Here is an 18,104-nt window from a genome sequence, read left to right as displayed (position 1 = left end):
CACATCTGCTCTGACGAGGCGCGCGGGATTGCCTTCGGCTTTTCACCGCCTGACGACCCGTACTTTGCAACGCGCTTGAGGGATGGGTTGGGCGAACGGGGGGCGGACGCCCCGCCGGTCAAGGACCGAGCGGCAGCAGCGCGCCTGGCAAGCCGCGGATCAGGTCGGCTTCGGGACATGCCGCGGCAAACGCAAGGCGAATGCGGCTCGTGGTCTCGACGACACGGGCAGCGAGTTTCAAGAGACGAAGACGCAGCGTCGCGAACTCGGCTGTGGCCAATTCCCGGGCTTTGGGAATCGCGTCGCGCACGGTCAGCATCAGCCATTAAGCGGCGGTGTGGAGAACGAGGCGGACTTGATTGGCGAGCGCCGAACGGCAGCTGGTGCGATCGGAGGCGAGCTGTGTCTTATGCAGCTTGATCAGATTCTCGGCTTGGCCGCGCGCGCAATACAGGCTGTCGTAGATCCACTCGGCCGAGCCGACATCGAGGCTGGTGACGACGAAACGGATGTCGAGGCCGAGCATCGTCGCCTCAATACGGGCGACGGTACGCCGTTCGCGATCCCAGGACTTGGCCTTGTGGCGCGTCTCGGTATAGCCACGCAGAACCGGCAGGTTCTCGATGGCGCGTCGCGTGCGGATGTCGTCGGCGGCCTCGTCGACTTTTCTGGCGAGCGGCTTGGTGCCGGACAGACCGAAGATGTAGTCGATGCCGTTGGTCTCGCACCACGTCATGGCCTCCGGCCGAGCATAGTGCCCGTCGCCACGGAACGTAATTCGCGTGTTGTGCCACCGCGTCCGGATATGCCGTATCAGGCGGCGCAGATGGGCACGCACCTCGACGCCGCCCGGCGTCTTGCCGGGCCGCAGCACGACCGCCACGGGCCGGCTCTTCTCCGTGTCGTAGACGTGGATCGGCAGGAAGCAGCGTTCGTCATAATGAGCGTTGAACAGCGAGAGCTGCTGATGGCCGTGGACGACATCGCAGGTATCATCGATGTCGAGCGTGACGGATGCCGGCTCGCGCGGGTAGCTATCCATCCATGCGTCGACCAAAGTGTAGGTCAGTCGGATCACGTCGCGCAGGCGCGGAGCATTCTCCAGCCGCGACAGCGTCGGTTGGGAACACAGATCGCGACCCGTGTCCGGCAGCCGTCCGCAGGCCAGCTTGAATGCGGGATCGGACCGCAGATGATCGAGGTCGTCGGCGTCCTCGTAGCCGCAGCAGATCGCGAACATGCGCGCGCGGAACATATCGACAAGGCTGTGCACGACCCGCGTCGGATCGCGCCGATCCGGGAACACCCGGGCCAAATTGTCGGCCAAGCCGAGACGCCGCTCGGCCATCGCCAGAAGCATCACGCCCCCGTTCGAGGTCAGCCGACCGCCATCGAAGGCAGCTGTGACTTTCTTGGCGTGAACGGCTGGAAACGAGAAGGGCAGAATCGTATCATCGGTCATGGCGGGCCTGGCGTTCGCGGTTGAGGTGATGGGGTTGGCTTTGCAACCGAATCCTACGCCGCATCAGCGCTTTACACCACGCTCGCCAGCCTCTCAGGCGCACTCTGACGAATAAGACGGGCTAGGAGCTTGTCTGGATAGTCGCTGTTCAAATCTGGTCGGGTCTGATTCAACATTGGGCGATGAGCAAGTATTTTCGGCCTTGGAACATCGATCAGACGCTGCTTCTGCCGCCGAATGTGCAGGACTTCGTGCCGAAAGGCCATGTCTCGCGGTTTATGGTTGATCTGGTGCGGGAGAGCCTCGATCTCAGGGAGATCATGGGCAGCTATGTGAGCGGGCTTGGGCAGCCGCCGTTTGATCCGCGGATGATGGTGGCGCTGCTGCTGCATAGCTATGCGAGTGGGCTGTATTCGTCGCGTCGGATTGCCAAGGCCTGCCGGGAGCGGAACGATTTTGTGATGATCGTGGCGCTGGATGCGCCGGATTTTCGGACGATCAGCGACTTTCGCAAGCGACATTTGAAGGCGCTCGGCGCGCTATTCGTGCAGGTTCTGAAGTTGTGCGAGACGGCCGGGCTGGTCAAGCTCGGTCATGTCGCGCTGGATGGTACGAAGATCAAGGCGAACGCGTCGAAACACAAGGCGATGAGTTATGAGCGCATGAAGAAGCGCGAGGCGGAATTGAAGGCCGAGGTCGCTCGCATGCTGGCGGCCGCCGAGGCGGCGGATGCCTCGGAGGATGAGACTTTCGGCAACAGCGACGAACTGCCGGACTGGACCGTCGACAAGCAGAAACGGCTGGCGAAGATCCAGCAAGCGATGGCGGCGCTGGAAGCGGACGCCAAACTGGCGGCGGAGGAAGAGCGCCGCATCGAGGCCGAAAAGGAACAGCAGCGCCAGGCCGAAGGCCGCAAGAAGCCGGGCAAACCGGCGGCGCTGCCATCGGAGGAACCCAATCCCAAGGCGCAACGCAACTTCACCGATCCGGAAAGCCGCATCATGAAGTCGAAGGATGGCTTCGTTCAGGCCTATAATGCCCAGGCGGCCGTCGATGCACATGCCCAGATCATTGTCGCGCAAGAACTGACCCAGCACGGCAGCGATCAGGGCCAGTTGGTGCCCCTGATCGAGGCCATCGAGAGCAATCTTGGCCGCAAGCCGCGGCAGGCCTCAGCGGATTCCGGCTACTGCAGCGAAGCCAATCTCGAAGCGCTCGACACACGCAGCATCGATGGCTATGTCGCGCCCGGTCGCGCCAAGCACCCGACAGTAGCGAACGGAAAAGTCGGCGGCCCGCTGACACAGGCCATGCGAAAGAAGATCGACGATGGCGGCTTCGAAACACCCTACCGATTGCGAAAGCAAGTGGTGGAGCCGGTGTTCGGGCAGATCAAACAGGCAAGAGGCTTCCGCCAGTTCCTGTTGCGGGGCATCGAGAAAGTGCGCGCCGAGTGGACAATGATCTGCACCGTCCATAACCTCCTCAAGCTGTTCAACCTCGCAAACGCAGCCTGAGCCTGCTACTCTACAACAAATGCCCGTCACGAAAACATATCTGGACGGGCTCCTAGGCATCGTCAGCAATGGAGCGCGCCGTGACCGTTCATCAGATTCCGAACACCATCAAGACCGAATCGCTCTGGATGCCGTTCACGGCCAACCGGCAGTTCAAGAAAGCGCCGCGGCTGTTCTCCTCCGCCAAGGGCATGTACTACACCTCCGTCGACGGCCGGCAGGTGATCGACGGCTCCGCCGGTCTCTGGTGCGTCAACGCCGGCCATGGCCGCCCGCAGATCGCGTCCGCGGTCGAGCGGCAGCTGACCACGCTGGACTTCGCGCCCTCGTTCAACATGGGCCACCCGCTGGCGTTCGATTTCGCCGAGCGCCTCGCCGAGATCGCCCCGAAGGGGCTGGATCGCATCTTCTTCACCAATTCGGGCTCTGAATCGGTCGACACCGCGCTCAAGATCGCGCTGGCCTATCATCGCGCCGCCGGCCAGCCGACCCGTACCCGCCTGATCGGCCGCGAGCGCGGCTATCACGGCGTCGGCTTCGGCGGCATGTCGGTCGGCGGTATGGTCGCCAACCGCCGCCAGTTCGCGACCCATCTGCCGGGTGTCGACCATATCCGCCACACCCATGATATGGCGCGCAACGCCTTCGCCAAGGACATGCCGGATCACGGCGCCGAGCTTGCCGACGACGTCGAGCGGATGGTGGCGCTGCATGGCGCCGACACCATCGCCGCCGTGATCGTCGAGCCGGTGCCGGGCTCGACCGCGGTGCTGCCGCCGCCGAAGAATTATCTGCAGCGGCTGCGCGAGCTCTGCACCAAGCACGGCATCCTCCTGATCTTCGACGAGGTCATCACCGGCTTCGGCCGCCTCGGCACGCCGTTCGCCGCCAACTTCTTCGGCGTGACGCCCGACATGATGACCACCGCCAAGGGCATCACCAATGGCAGCGTGCCCTGCGGCGCGGTGTTCGCAACCCGTCAGATCCATGACGCGCTGATGACCGGCCCCGAGGGCATGATCGAGCTGTTCCACGGCTACACCTATTCGGCGCATCCGGTGGCCTGCGCCGCCGGTATTGCCACGCTCGACATCTACAAGGATGAAGGCCTGCTGACGCGCGGTGCGCAGTTCGCCGATTATTTCCGCGATGGCCTGCATTCGCTGAAGGGACTGCCGAACGTCGTCGACATCCGCAATATCGGCCTGATGGGCGCGGTCGAAGTCGCGCCGCGCGATGGTGTCGTCGCCGCGCGCGGCTACGACCTCATGGTCGATTGCTTCAACAGCGGGCTTTATCTGCGCATGAGCGGCGACTCGCTCGCAGTCTCGCCGCCGCTGATCGTCGAGAAGAAGCACATCGACGACATGGTCTCGATCCTGGGCGACGCCATCAAGCGCGTGGCCTGATAATTGCTAGCGAGATAATCGCTAGCTCTACAAATTGCTGTCGCCGTTGCGGAGCAGAGTGGTTTCGCAGCGGCGATTGCGTTTGTTGCTGCAGGATGTGAGGAAAAGTGAAGGTCCTTGTTCTCGGCAGTGGCGTGATCGGCGTCACCTCGGCCTATTACCTTGCGCGCGCCGGCCACGAGGTGACGGTGATCGACCGTCAGCCGAAGCCCGCGCTCGAAACCTCGTTCGCCAATGCCGGCGAGGTGTCGCCGGGCTATTCGTCGCCCTGGGCCGGTCCCGGCGTGCCGGTGAAGGCGGTGAAGTGGCTGTTGATGAAGCACGGCCCGCTGGTGATCCGCCCGAAGCTCGATCCCGTGATGTGGCTGTGGCTTCTGAAGATGCTGCGCAACTGCACCACCTCGCGCTACGCGGTGAACAAGAGCCGGATGATCCCGATCGCGGAATACAGCCGCGACTGCTTGCAGGCGCTGCGCAATGACATCGGCATCCGCTATGACGAGCGCGCACGCGGCACGCTGCAGCTGTTTCGCGAGCAGGCCCAGCTCGATCACACCGGCGATGACATCGCGGTGCTCAAGCAATATGGCGTGCCGTTCGAGGTGCTCGATCGCGAGGGCTGCATCAAAGCCGAGCCTGCGCTCGCCTCTGTGAAGCAGAAATTCGCCGGCGGGCTGCGGCTGCCGCATGATGAGACCGGCGACTGCCACATGTTCACGCAGGCGCTGGCGCTGGAAGCCGAGAAGATCGGCGTGCGCTTCAGCTTCAACGTCGGCATCGACGGCCTGAATGCGGACACGACCCGGATCACCGGCGTTGCGACCAGCGCCGGCATGATGACCGCCGATGCCTATGTGCTGGCGCTCGGCAGCTACTCGCCGCATCTGGTGCGGCCGCTCGGCATCTCACTGCCGGTCTATCCGGTGAAGGGCTACTCGATCACGGTGCCGATCAGGGACGCCGCCGGTGCGCCTGAATCGACCGTGATGGACGAGAGCTACAAGGTCGCGATCACCCGACTCGGCGATCGCATCCGGGTCGGCGGAACCGCCGAGATCTCGGGCTATTCGACCAAACTCTACGCGGCGCGGCGCGCAACGCTGGACCATTCGCTGACCGATCTGTTCCCGCGCGGCGGCGATCTTCCCAAGGCCACCTTCTGGTGCGGCCTGCGCCCGATGACCCCGGACGGCCCGCCGGTGATCGGCGCGACGCGCTTTGCCAATCTGCATCTCAACACCGGTCACGGCACGCTCGGCTGGACCATGGCGTGCGGCTCGGGCCGGGTGCTGGCGGACATGCTCTCCCGCAAGAAGCCCGACATCGACACCAAGGAGCTGTCGATCAAGCGCTACGATCGCCGGTTCGGGTGAGGGCCTCGTCGTAGTAGCCGACCCGCACGGTCCCAGGCGCCCCGCTTCAAGAGGGGTTTCTTGTTGCATCATCGCGAAACAGCCCGGCACGACGGCCGGGCTGGATCATGAATATTCACTAGTTTGCAATACCGGCATCTAACGAGATTATCGCCGTCCGGTCTGTGCACTTCAGCACACTTGCGCGGGCTTATGCGGTTCATATGCCGCGGCGTGCGCTGCGCTCTCGAATTCATATCCCACGCTGAAGATATTGATCCCGATGCAAGCGCTCCCGCGGACGCTGGGCCGCCGCGGCTCGGCTGCACGCGCGAGCGCGAACGGGAACAGGTGATGTCATGTCTTCGCTTCAGATTACCGCCGGCGACCGGATCATCGAGCCGATGATCGTGCTGGCCGGCTGCACGACCCAGCAGCGTATCGTCGTGGCCGGCTCGAAGAGCATGGAGTTGATGTTCGAGCTGCACCGGCGCGGCTATCTGCGCGCGGCGGCGACCGGCAATTGTGGCCGTCCGGCCGGCCAGTACGACGCCGCGCTGGTCGACTGGCGGCGTCGCACGCTTCCTGCGCTCGAGCCGGCCCTGGACTGGCTGGCGAATTTCCTCAGCGCCCGGGCGGTGCTGGTGGTCTGGGTCGATGCGCAGAAGGCCTCGGCCAACCAGAGCCTGCGCGCGTCGCTGGAGCAGCGCGGCTTCGTCGTCGAGCAGGGCATCGTGCATCAATACGGCTGCGCACTGTCGGCGCGGCGGTCGCAAGCCCATCCGATGCAGCTGGCGGCCTGACGCGCAGTTGATCCCGAAAGGAAACTCCGATGTCCAAGGTACGACGCGCGGTTATTCGCGAATGGATGACGCTGGCGCGCGAGAAACGGCACTCCAGCGAGCAGGCTGCAGCCTTTGCAAAGGCGGCGCTGCAGCGGCACGATTTGCCGCGCAGCCGGCGAACGCCGCACGCGATCGTCATGCGGTGGCTGCGGCCGCGCACCGGGCGTCCTTGAGCGCCGCCACTTGCAATCAACAACAGAGCGATGATGCGAGGCCCTGAGTTTGAACTGTCCCCGCGGGAGCCGTGCGGCGCGGACGATCTTGTGGCCGCAGTCGCGAGGTCAACGTTTGACGCTGCGGCACGCAGCGCAGCGGCGCTCGCGCTGGTGTGCTGCGACATCATTGCGGGCGAGGGACCCACTGTGGCCGGTCGGGCGCACTTCTCGCGAACGATCGACGCCGCCGATACCGCGCTATGCGCGCGCATTCTCTGCGTTGCCGGTCGTGCCGGGCGCTCGGTCAGCCGCGCCGAAGCCGACGCGCTGTTTGCGATCGATGCCGTTGGGAGCGAACGGGTCGATGACGGATGTTTCGATGACCTGCTTGCCAAGGCGGTGCTGCATCATCTGATGGGCGCGGCCGGCGCAACCATTCCCGGCCGCGAACAGGCGCTGGCCCGCGACAATCCGCTTGCTACCTGGGCATCGGCGATCGTGCTCGCCGGGGAGCCGCGATCCTGGCTCGCGGATCATCTTGACTGGATGAAGCCGTCATCCCCTGCCGCGCGCACCATCGACGCCGTGCTTCATGTCAATCCGGCAGGACCCCGGCTGCCGCTCGGCGTTCTCTTCAATCTGGCAGCGTGAACGAATTTCGGCGCCTCAGCGCGCCGGTTTGCGGTTGGCTTTCTTCGCGTCCAGCCCAGGCCCTTGGGGCTTCGTTATCGTGTCCGCCGGCTGCACCCGCAAGCCGTCCACGAACACGTCGAGCAGCCGCAGCGCCGTGGTCTGCCAGCCCGGCTGGTCGTGCATGTAGCACATGCCGATCAGCGCGCGCAGCACGTCCTCGGCGCTGATGTCGTTGCGGATTGCGCCGGCCGCGACCGCGCGCGCGAGCAGGGTGCCGATGGCCTTGGTCAGGCGGTCGAATGAATAGGCGTGCAGCTCGCTCGAGCCGGCCGCAACCAGCGCGAGTGCTGCGACCATACCCTTCTTGGTCGCGACGAATTCGACATTGGCGCGCAGCCAGCGCCGCAGCGCGTCGACCGGCTCGGGCGTGCTCTGCAACTGCTCGGCAAGGTCGCCGAGCTGCTCGACCTCGCGGCGATAGACCGCCTCATAGAGCGCCTCGCGGGTCGGGAAGTGGCGATACAGCGTGCCGATGCCGACGCCGGCATGGCGCGCGACGGCCTCGAGGCTCGCCTCGCTGCCGCCGGCCGAGAACACGGCCTTCGCCGCCTCCAGCACGCGCTCGCGATTGCGCACGGCGTCGGCGCGCGGCTTGCGAGCAATTTCTGTTGATGGACCGGCCATTGTTTTTTCTTCTCGCCCTCCCTTGTAAACGGAGGGTGCCTCCGTATATGGCGACCAGCACCCGGCCTGACAAGGCGCGCCGATCACCGATCGGCGGCCACGGGACGGCGTTGCCCTGATTCAACCGACCATACACGGATCGGAGCCCCGCATGAATCTCCCACTCAGTCTCACCATCAACGGTGTCCGCCGGGAAATTGTCCTCGACGACCCCCGCGTCACCCTGCTCGACCTGTTGCGCGAGCGGCTCGACCTCACCGGAACCAAGAAGGGATGCGACCGCGGCCAGTGCGGCGCCTGCACCATCCTGGTCGACGGCCGCCGCATCAATTCCTGCCTCGCGCTCGCCGTCAGCCATGACGGCGCCGAGATCTTGACCATCGAAGGCGTCGCGCGCGGCGATCAGCTGCATCCGGTGCAGGCCGCCTTCATCGCCCATGACGGCTTCCAGTGCGGCTTCTGCACGCCGGGCCAGATCATGAGCGGCATCGGCCTGATCCAGGAGGGGCAGGCCGGCGATGATCCGGAGCGCGTGCGCGAATGCATGAGCGGCAATCTCTGCCGCTGCGGCGCCTATCAGGGGATCACCGAGGCCGTGCTCGAGGCACAGAGCAGTATGACCACCGCAAAACAGAGGCGCTCCGCATGATGAATTTCGATTATGTCAGGCCGGCCAGCGTCGCCGATGCGATCGCGGCGGCCTCGGAAAAGGGCGCGACCTATCTCGCCTCCGGCACCAACCTGCTCGACCTGATGAAGGGCGGCGTCAGCCGGCCGAGCCGCCTGGTCGACGTCACGCGGCTGCCCGGGCTCGATCGCATCGAACATCTCGCCGACGGGAGCCTGCGCATCGGCGCGCTGGTGCGCAATACCGATCTCGCGCACGACGTGGACTTCGCGCGCAATTATCCCGCGGTCGCCGAAGCGCTGCTGTCGGGCGCATCCGCCCAGCTTCGCAATGCCGCCACCGTCGGCGGCAATCTGATGCAGCGGACCCGCTGCGCCTATTTCTACGACGCCGGCAGCGCCTGCAACCGGCGCTGGCCGGGTGCCGGCTGCGACGCGTTGAAGGGCGAGAACCGCCTGCACGCGGTGCTCGGCTGGAGCGAGGGCTGCATCGCGACGCATCCGTCGGATTTCTGCGTGCCGCTGGTCGCGCTCGACGCCGTCGTCGAGATCGAGGGCAAAAGCGGCCGTCGCGACCTACCGCTCGAGGCGCTGCATCGGCTGCCCGGCGAGACACCGGAGCGCGAGACCGCGCTGGAGCGCGGAGACCTGATCGTCGCGCTGCGCCTGCCGGCCGAAGCGCAGGCCTTTGCCAAACATGCCCGCTACATCAAGGTCCGCGAGCGCACGTCCTATGCTTTCGCCGTGGTCTCGGCCGCGGCTGGCTTGCGCATCGAAGATGGCAAAATCCGTGAAGCGCGGCTCGCGCTCGGCGGCGTCGCCGCAAGGCCGTGGCGGACGCGCGAGGCCGAGCAGGTGCTTGCCGGTCGCGCGGCGGATGCGGCCAGCTATCGCGAGGCGGCGCGCGCCGCGCTCGCCGACGCAAAGCCGTCCGGCGACAACGCCTTCAAGATCGAGCTCGCGCAACGCATCGTCGTGCGCGCGCTCACCCTTGCTGCCGCAGGCACGCTGGATCGTATCCCCGCGCTGCCGGGCTCCCCCTTCTCATCCGTTGCAGGAGCGTGACGCATGACAGCTGAACTCAATCTGACCCGCGACCCGGCTCATCTCCGCCATGGCTCGAACATCGGCCAGCCGCTGACCCGCACCGAGGGCGTGCTCAAGGTGACCGGCAAGGCCCGCTATGCCGCCGACAATCATCCGCCCGGCATGGCCTATGCGGTGATCGCGACCAGCTGCATCGCGCGCGGCCGCGTCACCGCGCTCGATGTCGCCGCCGCCAAGCGCCATCCCGGCGTCATCGACGTGATGACGCCGGCACATAAGCCGCCTCTTGCGGAAGACCCCGACGCCAAGGGCAATCCGTTCGCCTTCCGCATGGAGCTCTTGCAGAGCGACGAGGTGCGTTACGCCAACCAGGCGATCGCGGTCGTGATCGCCGAGACGCTGGAGGCCGCGACCGAAGGCGCTGCGCTGCTGTCGCCGCGCTATCAGGTCGAGATCGCCCGCGTCGGCCTCGACGCCGGCGAGGCTTATGCACCGCCGGTGGTCGGGATCGGCAATTCCGCCGAAGTCCGCCACGGCGATATCGATGCCGGCCTTGCAGCGGCCTCGAAACGGATCGATGCAACGTATGAGACGCCGGCGCAGTATCACAACGCGATGGAGCCGCACGCGATCGTCGCGGTGTGGGATGGCGACCGTCTGTTCATCGACACGCCGAGCCAGGGCATGGCAATGGCGCAGATGCGGATCGGCGGGCTGTTCGGCATTCCGCCGAGCAATATCCACATCAACAGCCCGTTCCTCGGCGGCGGCTTCGGCTCGAAGGGCCTCGTCTCCGGCCCGCAGGTGCTCGGCGTCATGGCGGCCAAGCTGGTCGGCCGGCCGGTCAAGCTGGTGCTGCGGCGGAGCCAGATGTATGGCCCGGTCGGCCACCGTTCGGCGACCCGGCAGCGCATCCGGATCGGCACCGACGATACTGGCCTGTTGACCGCACTCGATCACGAGGCGCGCATCACGACCTCGAGCTTCGACGATTTCTACGAGCCCGCCGCGGACGCCTCGCACACGCTCTATGCGAGCCCTGCGATCCGCACCGCGCATGAAGCAGTGCGCATCGATACCGGCACGCCGCTGTTCATGCGCGCGCCGGGCGAAGCCACCGGATCGATTGCGCTCGAGAGCGCGATCGACGAGGCGGCGTTCGCCTGCGGCATCGATCCCCTGGAGTTCCGGCTGAAGAATTATGCCGAGGTCGAGCCGACCACCGGCAAGCCGTTCTCCTCCAAGGCGCTGCGCCAATGCTACGCGAAGGCCGCCGAACGTTTCGGCTGGGCGGGACGTCCATTGCAACCAAAGCAGATGCGCGACGACAACGGCTTCCTGGTCGGCTGGGGCATGGGCACCGCGACATTCCCGGCGCTGATGTTCCAGGGCAATGCCCGCGCCGTGATCCGCGCCGACGGGCGCGGCGTGATGGAGAGCGGCGCGCATGACATGGGGCAGGGCGCCTGGACTGCGCTCACGCAAATCTCGGCCGATGCGCTTGCCCTCGATCTCGATCAGGTCTCGTTCCTGTCGGGCACATCGGATCTGCCGGATGCCGGCATCGCCGGCGGCTCGGCGCACACTGCAACGGTGGGCGCCGCGATCCACAATGCCGGTGCTGCCGCGATCGCAAAACTCGCCGAGCTCGCGACGTCAGACCAGCGCTCGCCGCTGTTCGGCGCCGGCAATGCCGGCGTGGTGGCAAGCGCCGGGCGGCTGCATCGCCGCGACGACGACGCGCGCAGCGAAAGCTATGCCGACATCCTGACGCGCGCCGGCGTTGCCGAGGTCGAGGCCAGCGGCACCGGTGCGGCCGATCCCGCGGCGCAATCGCAATATGCAATGCACGCGCATGGCGCTGTCTTCGCCTAGGTCAAGGTCGATCCCGAGCTCGGCCAGATCCGCGCCACCCGGCTGGTCGGCGCGTTCGCCGCCGGCCGCATCATCAATCCGTTGATGGTGCAGAGCCAGCTGCGTGGCGGCATGATCTGGGGCCTCTCCTTCGCGTTGCATGAGGAGGCGGTGATGGATCACAGGTCCGGCCGCATCCTGAATGCGAACCTTGCCGAATATCATGTGCCCGTGAATGCCGACGTGCCGCCGATGGACGTCATCACGGTCGACGAGCATGATCCGCACGTCAATCCGCTCGGCATCAAGGGCGTCGGCGAGATCGGCATCACCGGCAGCGCCGGCGCGGTCGCCAACGCCGTCTGGCACGCCACCGGCATCCGCGTACGGAATTTCCCGATCAAGATCGAGGAATTGGTGATGGGGTTGGGGTGACACGGCTCGACTCGATGGCGGGCTAACCATCGTCGTCGTCCCGGCGAAGGCCGGGACCCATAACCACAAATGTTGGTTGTTGGGCGACGCTGGGGCCACAGCCTGCTTCAACAACACGACCCTGTGGTAATGGGTCCCGGCTTTCGCCGGGACGACGTTGGATGGGGCAGGTGGCTTACCCCGCCGCCGTCACGCAATTCACCCACAGCACCACGGCCTTGGCATCATCAGCCGGATTGGAAAACCGGTGCGGGCGGCGGCTCGCGAATCTGAAACTGTCGCCCTGCTTCAGCGTCCAGGTCTCGGTGTCCACCGTGAGAATCATCTCGCCCTGAAGCACGAGGCCGGCCTCCTCGCCGTCATGGGTATAGAACTCGTCGCCGGTGTTGCCGCCGGGCTCGAGATGCACCAGGAACAGGTTGAGCCGGCTCTCGCTGCCGGCGGGGCTCAACAGCTGCTTTGAAATTCCGGTGCGCCACAGTTTCAGCTCGGCGCGCTGCACCTCGCGGGTCACGACGCCGCCGGCGCCGTCATCCCGCGGCGTCGCGCCGAACAGCGCGGCGATGCCGACGCCGAGCACGTCGGCGAGTGTCGCCAGCACACGCAGCGACGGCGACGACAGGCCGCGCTCGATCTGGCTGATGAAGCCGATCGACAAGTCCGTGCGTGCGGCGACCACCTCCAACGACATCTCCTTGCTGCGGCGCAGGTCGCGGATGCGGCGTCCGACCGCGAGATCCATCGCCGGCTCGGCCGGCTTCACCGCCGGTTTTTTGGCGGCGCGGCGTGCTGCCGCGGGCCTCGCTGCCGCACCTTTGCGCATTCTCTTGCCGCCGCTCACGTCAGTCCGCTTCCTTCATGTGCATGAAAACCGCTTGCATTGGCCGCGGTTTCGTGACCACAATTTCATATTGGTGAAAATAGGCCGGAACGGCGTCGCCCGCAACCAAAACCGCTGCTACAGCGGACGACGCGGCGCCGGCGGCCAGCTTCGGGAGGTGTTGCGATGTCGTTTCAGCGTCTCGTCCAGGCCGCGGTCGCGGCGCTCGCCCTCGGCTTGAGCGCGCCGTCGCCGGCGCAGCAGGTGTTGAAGGTCGGCTCGACGCCGACCGGCATCCCCTTCACCTTCCTCGACACCAAGACCAACTCGATCCAGGGCATCATGGTCGATCTCGCCACCGAGATCGGCAAGGACGCCGGCTTCTCCGTGCAGATCGAGCCGATGCAGTTCTCGGCGCTGATTCCCTCGCTGACCGCGAACAAGATCGACATCATCGCGGCCGCGATGTTCGCCACCGCCGCGCGCAAGGAGGTGATCGATTTCTCCGATCCCGTCTATAGCTATGGCGAGGGCCTCGTGGTGCCGAAGGCCGACACCAAGGCCTATGCCTCGCAGGAGGATCTGAAGGGCACCGTGGTCGGCGCCCAGGTCGGCACCGCCTTCGTCGACGCGCTGAAGAAGACCGGGCTGTTCAGCGAGGTGAAGGTCTACGACACCATTCCCGACATCCTGCGAGACGTGAATGCCGGCCGCCTCAAGGCCGGGTTCGCCGATTATCCGATCCTCGCCTACAATCTGCAGCAGGGCCATTTCGCCGACGTCCGGCTGGTCGACGGCTACAAGCCCGTCACCGTCGGCACGGTCGCGATTGGTGTCCGCAAGAGCGACACTGAACTGCTGGCCAAGATCAATGCCTCGCTGGCGAAGCTGAAGGCTAACGGCACGATCGCAAAGATCCTCGAGAAATGGGGCCAGAAGGCCAGCGGGTCGTGAGAGAGTGTGTGCTCCGAAGTGATCCGTCATCCTGAGGTGCGAGCGGAGCGAGCCTCGAAGGGTCGACGGCCCGGCTGGTGGCCGTCGACCCTTCGAGACGCGCTACGCGCTCCTCCAGCGACAAAGGCGAAGCCTTTGCGCAGGGGTGACGGAAATAACATTTGAGCACGTGACGGGACTGGATACGACTAGCCGATGCAAAAATTCTTCCATGACGCCGTCGAGTTCGTGCCGATCCTGCTGCAGGGTGTCTGGCTGACCATCGTCGTCACCATCGGCTCGCTGGTGCTGTCGACCGTGCTCGGGCAGGTGTGGGCCTTGATGCGCGTGTCCGGCATTCGCATCCTCACAGGCCTCAGCGCCGCGCTGATCAACGTGATCCGCGGCATCCCGATCATCGTGCTGCTGTTCTACATCTATTTCGTGATGCCCGATTTCGGCATCGCGCTCTCGGCGCTGCAGGCCGCGATCATCGGGCTCGGCATCGCCTATTCGGCCTATCAGGCGGAAAACTTCCGCGCCGGCATCGAGGCGATCGACAAGGGGCAGATCGAAGCGGCGCAGACCATCGGGATGGGCTGGTGGCTCACCATGCGCCGGGTGGTACTGCCGCAGGCGGTCAGGATCATCCTGCCGCCCTACGGCAACATCATGATCATGATGCTGAAGGATTCCTCGCAGGCCTCGACCATCACGGTCGCCGAGCTTGCATTGCAAGGCAAGCTGATCGCCTCCTCGACCTTCAAGAACACCAGCGTATTCACGCTGGTGGCGCTGATGTACCTCACCATGAGCATCCCGCTCATCCTGCTGGTTCGGCACTTCGAGAACAAGGCGAACCGCAAATGATCGAGCTTCGCGACGTCCACAAGAGCTTTGGCAAGGTCGAGGTGCTGAAGGGCATCACCGCCTCGGTCGCCAAGAGCGAGGTGGTTTGCATCATCGGCCCGTCCGGCTCCGGCAAGTCGACCATCCTGCGCTGCATCAACGGGCTCGAGAGCTACGATCGCGGCGAGATCAGCGTCGAGGGTGCGCGCGTCGACCAGGGCGACCGCTCGATCGTGGCGATCCGCACCCAGGTCTCGATGGTGTTCCAGCGCTTCAACCTGTTCCCGCACCGCACCGCGCTCGAGAATGTCATCGAGGGCCCGCTCTATGTGAAGAAGGAGCCGCGCGAGGCGGCCGTCGCGCGCGGCCGCGCACTGCTCGCGCAGGTCGGCCTCGCCGACAAGGCCGAGGTGCATCCGCCGCAATTGTCCGGCGGCCAGCAGCAGCGCGTCGCGATCGCGCGGGCACTCGCCATGCAGCCGAAGGCGATCCTGTTCGACGAGCCGACCTCCGCGCTCGATCCGGAACTGGTCGGCGACGTGCTCTCGGTGATGCGCAAGCTCGCCGACGACGGCATGACCATGGTGGTCGTCACCCATGAGATGGGCTTTGCCCGCGACGTCGCCGACCGCGTGCTGTTCATCGACGGCGGCGTCATCGTCGAGCAGGGCGCCGCCAAATCCGTCCTCAACCAACCGCAGCACCCGCGCACCCAGGACTTTCTGCGCCGCGTGCTGCATCCGCTGTGATCATGACGTCGTTCGATCGAGCTGCTGCCGCATCGGCACTCCACCCCCTCTCCCGCTTGCGGGCAGGGCTATCGCATATGGCTGAGGGCTGCCATGAGGAAGGCATTGTCCCAGCCGGCGCGCTTAATTTTGCGCCGCAGGGAGGCTGGATCCGGGTGAGTTCGCAGGATGTTGAGGGCGAGCCTGCGCAGAATGGCAAGGTTCTCGGGCGCATGGTCGCAGCGTGAGCGGTTGCTATCCTCGGCAAAATGGACGTCGAGCACCCAATGGAGTTGGTTCTCGATGCCCCAATGGCTGCGAGTGACGTGGAGCAGCCGCTTGGGAGCGATGTATTTGGACAGGAGATAGTGACGCACGACAGGCGCATCGGCGCGCTGCTTCCGCAGGCGTCTGCGCGAGGTGATGCGCCCTATCGCGGCGGCCCCTGGGAAGCCATAGAGGTCCGCCAAACTGGTATTGCGCATGACTGTGGCACGTCGCACTTCGCGTCGATCGTGGGTGGAAGGGTCGATCTGCTCGGCTGTGCTGCGCTTGCCCGATCGCGCAAATTGTTGGGTCACCGCGGTGAACAAGCGCCCGCGGTTGGCCTTGATCGCCAGAACATAGTCGCCGCCGCGCTCGCGCACCGTAGCCGCAAAGGCGCGGGTACAATGCAGCGCATCGGCGGTAACGATGCAGCCTTCCAGCGACAGAAGGTCCAGTACCTCCAGAGCGCCCGCCGTCTCGTTGCGACCAGATGCCTTTTGCTGAGCCAAGGCCATGCGGGCATCCACCGCAAAGACGTTGACCATGTGCAGCGGGGTGGCCTTGCCGCCGCGTTCGTAGGCCCCGCGCAGGGCCTTGCCGTCAACCGCCACGACCCCAGTCAGCTTGATGCGGTTGGCCTTGGCAAAGGCCGCCATGAAGCGACGAAATGCGCACTCAAAGGCCTGCGGTTTGAGCAGGCGGAACACCCGACTGAATGTATCGTGGCTTGGGATGCCATGCTCCAGGCGAAGAAAGAGCCGCAACAGCTCCTCCTTCGACTGCCCGAAGTCCGCCATGTCCGAGCACGACTCCGCCCCGCACAGCATCGCCGCCAGTGCGATGAACAGCACTTCCAACAGATCGTGCCTGGCATTGTCCGCGCGCGGGTCCGGCAACCGCCGAAAGGCCGTCTTGAACTTCTTCATCCGACCCCCTCCTTAATCCGGGAGTCGTCTTCAGAATCGGTGTTGCCTTACAATGCAATAGCCAGCGAAACCCCATATGCGATTCCCCTGCGCTTGCGGGGGAGGGTTGGGGTGGGGGTCTCACCGCGAGTCAAATTGGGGAGAGAGCCCCCACCCGGATTGCATCTGCGATGCAATCCGACCTCCCCCGCAAGCGGGCGAGGTAAGGGGAGCCCGTGGCTGCTCCGGTCTTCGCCACAACGTCTCATCTTGGTTTGGTAACCCGCATGACCTCTCCCACCCGCCTGCCGCTGCCGCCAAGCCTCTATGCCGACACCGCGGTGGAGGCGACGCCAACGCCGCCGCTGACATCAGACAAGAGCGTGCCGGTCGCGATCATCGGCGGCGGCTTTACCGGTCTCTCCACTGCGCTGCATCTCGCCGAGCAGGGCGTGCTTGCGACCGTGCTGGAGGCGCAGGAGCCGGGCTGGGGGGCGTCCGGCAACAATGGCGGGCAGACCAATCCCGGGCTGAAGCACGACCCCGATCAGATCGAGCAGGATTTCGGCGCCGATCTTGGCCGCCGCATGATCGACTTCTCCTACGGCACCACCAATTTCACGCATGAGCTGATCCGCCGCTACCAAATCCCCTGCGAGGCGCGGCAGAACGGCACGCTGCGCGCCGCCTACAATGAGGCCAGTGCGGCGGCGATCGAGACGACGGCACAGCAATGCATCCGGCGCGGCATGCCGGTCAAACTGCTCAACGCCGCCGAAATGCGCGAGATGACCGGCAGCGATCGTTATCTCTGCGCGATGCTGGATGCGCGCGGCGGCGACCTGCATCCGCTGAGCTATGCGCGTGGCCTCGCGCGCGCCGCGATCGGCGCCGGCGCCGCCGTCCATGGCGAGACCCCGGCGCTATCGCTGCGCCGTGACGGCAGAAGCTGGCGGATCGAGACGCCGCGTGCGGTCGTGCATGCCGACAAGGTGCTGCTCGCAACCAATGGTTTTACCGATGATCTCTGGCCGGCGCTCCGCCGCACCATTGTGCCGGTGTTCTCCTCGATCGCGGCGACCGCGCCGCTGTCCGACGCGATCGCGCGCACGATCATGCCGATGCGGCCGGTGCTCTACGAGAGCGGCCACATCACGGTCTACTACCGCATCGACCAGCACAATCGGCTGTTGATGGGCGGCCGCGGCCCGATGCGCTGGATCAAGGGCCCGTCCGATATCTCTTATCTGATCGGCTACGCCGAGCGGCTGTGGCCGCAGCTCAAAGGCGTCAGCTGGACCCATGGCTGGAACAGCCGCCTCGCCATCACCGCCGATCACTATCCGCATGTCCATGAGCCCGCCGAGAACTTGCTGATCTCGCTCGGCTGCAACGGCCGCGGCGTCGCGCTGTCGACCGCGATGGGCGCACAGCTGGCGCGCCGCCTGATCGGTGGCAGCAAGGCCGAGATCGACATGCCGGTGACCGGCATCAAGCCGATCCCGATGCACGCGTTCTGGCGGGTCGGCGTCACCACGGCGGTGCTGACTGGGCGCGTGCGGGACAGGCTCGGGGTGTAGCT

Annotated in this window: 15 protein-coding genes and 2 pseudogenes; 13 read left to right on the top strand and 4 right to left on the bottom strand. The window is 65.6% G+C overall.

Translation table 11 applies throughout. From position 1 onward, the window contains the following. Window positions 1-118 precede the first annotated feature (118 nt). Window positions 119-1,462: pseudogene (locus HAP54_RS50110) on the bottom strand (IS1380-like element ISBdi2 family transposase). A gap of 182 nt (window positions 1,463-1,644) precedes the next feature. Here HAP54_RS50110 and HAP54_RS50105 point away from each other — a divergent pair. The 6 genes from HAP54_RS50105 to HAP54_RS50080 all read left to right on the top strand — a co-directional run bounded on the left by HAP54_RS50105 (window position 1,645) and on the right by HAP54_RS50080 (window position 7,391). After that, window positions 1,645-2,979 carry an IS1182 family transposase gene (locus tag HAP54_RS50105; RefSeq protein WP_166202952.1) on the top strand — a complete coding sequence of 445 codons (1,335 nt, stop codon included), beginning with the start codon at window positions 1,645-1,647 and terminating at the stop codon, window positions 2,977-2,979. 68 nt (window positions 2,980-3,047) lie between these two features. Continuing rightward, on the top strand, window positions 3,048-4,388 hold the full coding sequence (locus HAP54_RS50100; RefSeq protein ID WP_175619344.1) for an aspartate aminotransferase family protein: 1,341 nt from the start codon (window positions 3,048-3,050) through the stop codon (window positions 4,386-4,388). 107 nt (window positions 4,389-4,495) lie between these two features. Next, entirely contained in the window at window positions 4,496-5,761 is a 1,266-nt protein-coding gene (locus HAP54_RS50095) for a D-amino acid dehydrogenase (protein WP_166298399.1), read from the top strand. A 338-nt stretch (window positions 5,762-6,099) separates the two neighbouring features. After that, entirely contained in the window at window positions 6,100-6,543 is a 444-nt protein-coding gene (locus HAP54_RS50090; protein WP_166298398.1) for a hypothetical protein, read from the top strand. 29 nt (window positions 6,544-6,572) lie between these two features. Next, complete coding sequence (locus HAP54_RS50085; protein WP_166298397.1) at window positions 6,573-6,758, top strand: hypothetical protein; 186 nt, start codon at window positions 6,573-6,575, stop codon at window positions 6,756-6,758. Window positions 6,759-6,848: 90 nt separating this feature from the next. Then, entirely contained in the window at window positions 6,849-7,391 is a 543-nt protein-coding gene (locus HAP54_RS50080) for a hypothetical protein (RefSeq protein WP_166298396.1), read from the top strand. Window positions 7,392-7,406: 15 nt separating this feature from the next. On the opposite strand, the gene HAP54_RS50075 is transcribed toward HAP54_RS50080, so the two are convergent. After that, entirely contained in the window at window positions 7,407-8,057 is a 651-nt protein-coding gene (locus HAP54_RS50075) for a TetR/AcrR family transcriptional regulator (protein ID WP_166298395.1), read from the bottom strand. Between the two features lie 151 nt (window positions 8,058-8,208). Between HAP54_RS50075 and HAP54_RS50070 the strand changes: the two genes are divergently transcribed. The 3 genes and pseudogenes from HAP54_RS50070 (at window position 8,209) to HAP54_RS50060 (ending at window position 12,020) form a co-directional block, all read left to right on the top strand. Continuing rightward, a complete protein-coding gene (locus HAP54_RS50070; protein WP_029083667.1) occupies window positions 8,209-8,706 on the top strand; it encodes a (2Fe-2S)-binding protein in 498 nt (165 codons plus the stop codon). Further along, a complete protein-coding gene (locus tag HAP54_RS50065; protein WP_166298394.1) occupies window positions 8,703-9,749 on the top strand; it encodes an FAD binding domain-containing protein in 1,047 nt (348 codons plus the stop codon). The genes HAP54_RS50070 and HAP54_RS50065 overlap by 4 nt, the downstream gene beginning before the upstream one ends. Before the next feature lie 3 nt (window positions 9,750-9,752). After that, window positions 9,753-12,020, top strand: a pseudogene (locus HAP54_RS50060) (xanthine dehydrogenase family protein molybdopterin-binding subunit). 175 nt (window positions 12,021-12,195) lie between these two features. Here the strand turns inward: HAP54_RS50060 and HAP54_RS50055 are convergent. Beyond that, window positions 12,196-12,843 carry a cupin domain-containing protein gene (locus HAP54_RS50055; RefSeq protein WP_175619343.1) on the bottom strand — a complete coding sequence of 216 codons (648 nt, stop codon included), beginning with the start codon at window positions 12,841-12,843 and terminating at the stop codon, window positions 12,196-12,198. Window positions 12,844-13,026: 183 nt separating this feature from the next. On the opposite strand from HAP54_RS50055, the gene HAP54_RS50050 reads away from it, so the two are divergent. The 3 genes from HAP54_RS50050 to HAP54_RS50040 all read left to right on the top strand — a co-directional run bounded on the left by HAP54_RS50050 (window position 13,027) and on the right by HAP54_RS50040 (window position 15,371). Continuing rightward, the gene (locus HAP54_RS50050; RefSeq protein WP_166298392.1) at window positions 13,027-13,794 is read left to right on the top strand and encodes an ABC transporter substrate-binding protein; all 768 of its coding nucleotides are present in this window, start codon (window positions 13,027-13,029) and stop codon (window positions 13,792-13,794) included. A gap of 195 nt (window positions 13,795-13,989) precedes the next feature. Further along, window positions 13,990-14,643, top strand: a complete 654-nt coding sequence (locus tag HAP54_RS50045) for an amino acid ABC transporter permease (RefSeq protein WP_166298391.1) — start codon at window positions 13,990-13,992, stop codon at window positions 14,641-14,643. After that, a complete protein-coding gene (locus HAP54_RS50040) occupies window positions 14,640-15,371 on the top strand; it encodes an amino acid ABC transporter ATP-binding protein (RefSeq protein WP_166298390.1) in 732 nt (243 codons plus the stop codon). The genes HAP54_RS50045 and HAP54_RS50040 overlap by 4 nt, the downstream gene beginning before the upstream one ends. Before the next feature lie 68 nt (window positions 15,372-15,439). On the opposite strand, the gene HAP54_RS50035 is transcribed toward HAP54_RS50040, so the two are convergent. After that, on the bottom strand, window positions 15,440-16,543 hold the full coding sequence (locus HAP54_RS50035) for an ISAs1 family transposase (protein WP_166297973.1): 1,104 nt from the start codon (window positions 16,541-16,543) through the stop codon (window positions 15,440-15,442). 266 nt (window positions 16,544-16,809) lie between these two features. Between HAP54_RS50035 and HAP54_RS50030 the strand changes: the two genes are divergently transcribed. After that, window positions 16,810-18,102 (top strand): NAD(P)/FAD-dependent oxidoreductase, encoded by a 1,293-nt coding sequence (locus HAP54_RS50030; RefSeq protein WP_166298389.1) that lies wholly within the window; start codon window positions 16,810-16,812, stop codon window positions 18,100-18,102. Window positions 18,103-18,104 lie beyond the last annotated feature (2 nt).

The sequence above is a fragment of the Bradyrhizobium sp. 2S1 genome, assembly GCF_011516625.5.
Lineage (GTDB): Bacteria > Pseudomonadota > Alphaproteobacteria > Rhizobiales > Xanthobacteraceae > Bradyrhizobium > Bradyrhizobium septentrionale.
Note: the sequence above shows the minus strand (reverse complement) of the source record. Positions and strands in the feature narration are given on the sequence as shown.

Excerpts from the sequence above, each read along its gene's own strand:
- HAP54_RS50075 (WP_166298395.1), bottom strand. The coding sequence starts at position 8,057 with ATGGCCGGTCCATCAACAGAAATTGCTCGCAAGCCGCGCGCCGACGCC.
- HAP54_RS50050 (WP_166298392.1), top strand. The coding sequence starts at position 13,027 with ATGTCGTTTCAGCGTCTCGTCCAGGCCGCGGTCGCGGCGCTCGCCCTC.
- HAP54_RS50100 (WP_175619344.1), top strand. The coding sequence starts at position 3,048 with ATGGAGCGCGCCGTGACCGTTCATCAGATTCCGAACACCATCAAGACC.
- HAP54_RS50090 (WP_166298398.1), top strand. The coding sequence starts at position 6,100 with ATGTCTTCGCTTCAGATTACCGCCGGCGACCGGATCATCGAGCCGATG.
- HAP54_RS50065 (WP_166298394.1), top strand. The coding sequence starts at position 8,703 with ATGATGAATTTCGATTATGTCAGGCCGGCCAGCGTCGCCGATGCGATC.
- HAP54_RS50085 (WP_166298397.1), top strand. The coding sequence starts at position 6,573 with ATGTCCAAGGTACGACGCGCGGTTATTCGCGAATGGATGACGCTGGCG.
- HAP54_RS50035 (WP_166297973.1), bottom strand. The coding sequence starts at position 16,543 with ATGAAGAAGTTCAAGACGGCCTTTCGGCGGTTGCCGGACCCGCGCGCG.
- HAP54_RS50040 (WP_166298390.1), top strand. The coding sequence starts at position 14,640 with ATGATCGAGCTTCGCGACGTCCACAAGAGCTTTGGCAAGGTCGAGGTG.
- HAP54_RS50030 (WP_166298389.1), top strand. The coding sequence starts at position 16,810 with ATGACCTCTCCCACCCGCCTGCCGCTGCCGCCAAGCCTCTATGCCGAC.
- HAP54_RS50070 (WP_029083667.1), top strand. The coding sequence starts at position 8,209 with ATGAATCTCCCACTCAGTCTCACCATCAACGGTGTCCGCCGGGAAATT.
- HAP54_RS50105 (WP_166202952.1), top strand. The coding sequence starts at position 1,645 with ATGAGCAAGTATTTTCGGCCTTGGAACATCGATCAGACGCTGCTTCTG.
- HAP54_RS50045 (WP_166298391.1), top strand. The coding sequence starts at position 13,990 with ATGCAAAAATTCTTCCATGACGCCGTCGAGTTCGTGCCGATCCTGCTG.
- HAP54_RS50055 (WP_175619343.1), bottom strand. The coding sequence starts at position 12,843 with ATGCGCAAAGGTGCGGCAGCGAGGCCCGCGGCAGCACGCCGCGCCGCC.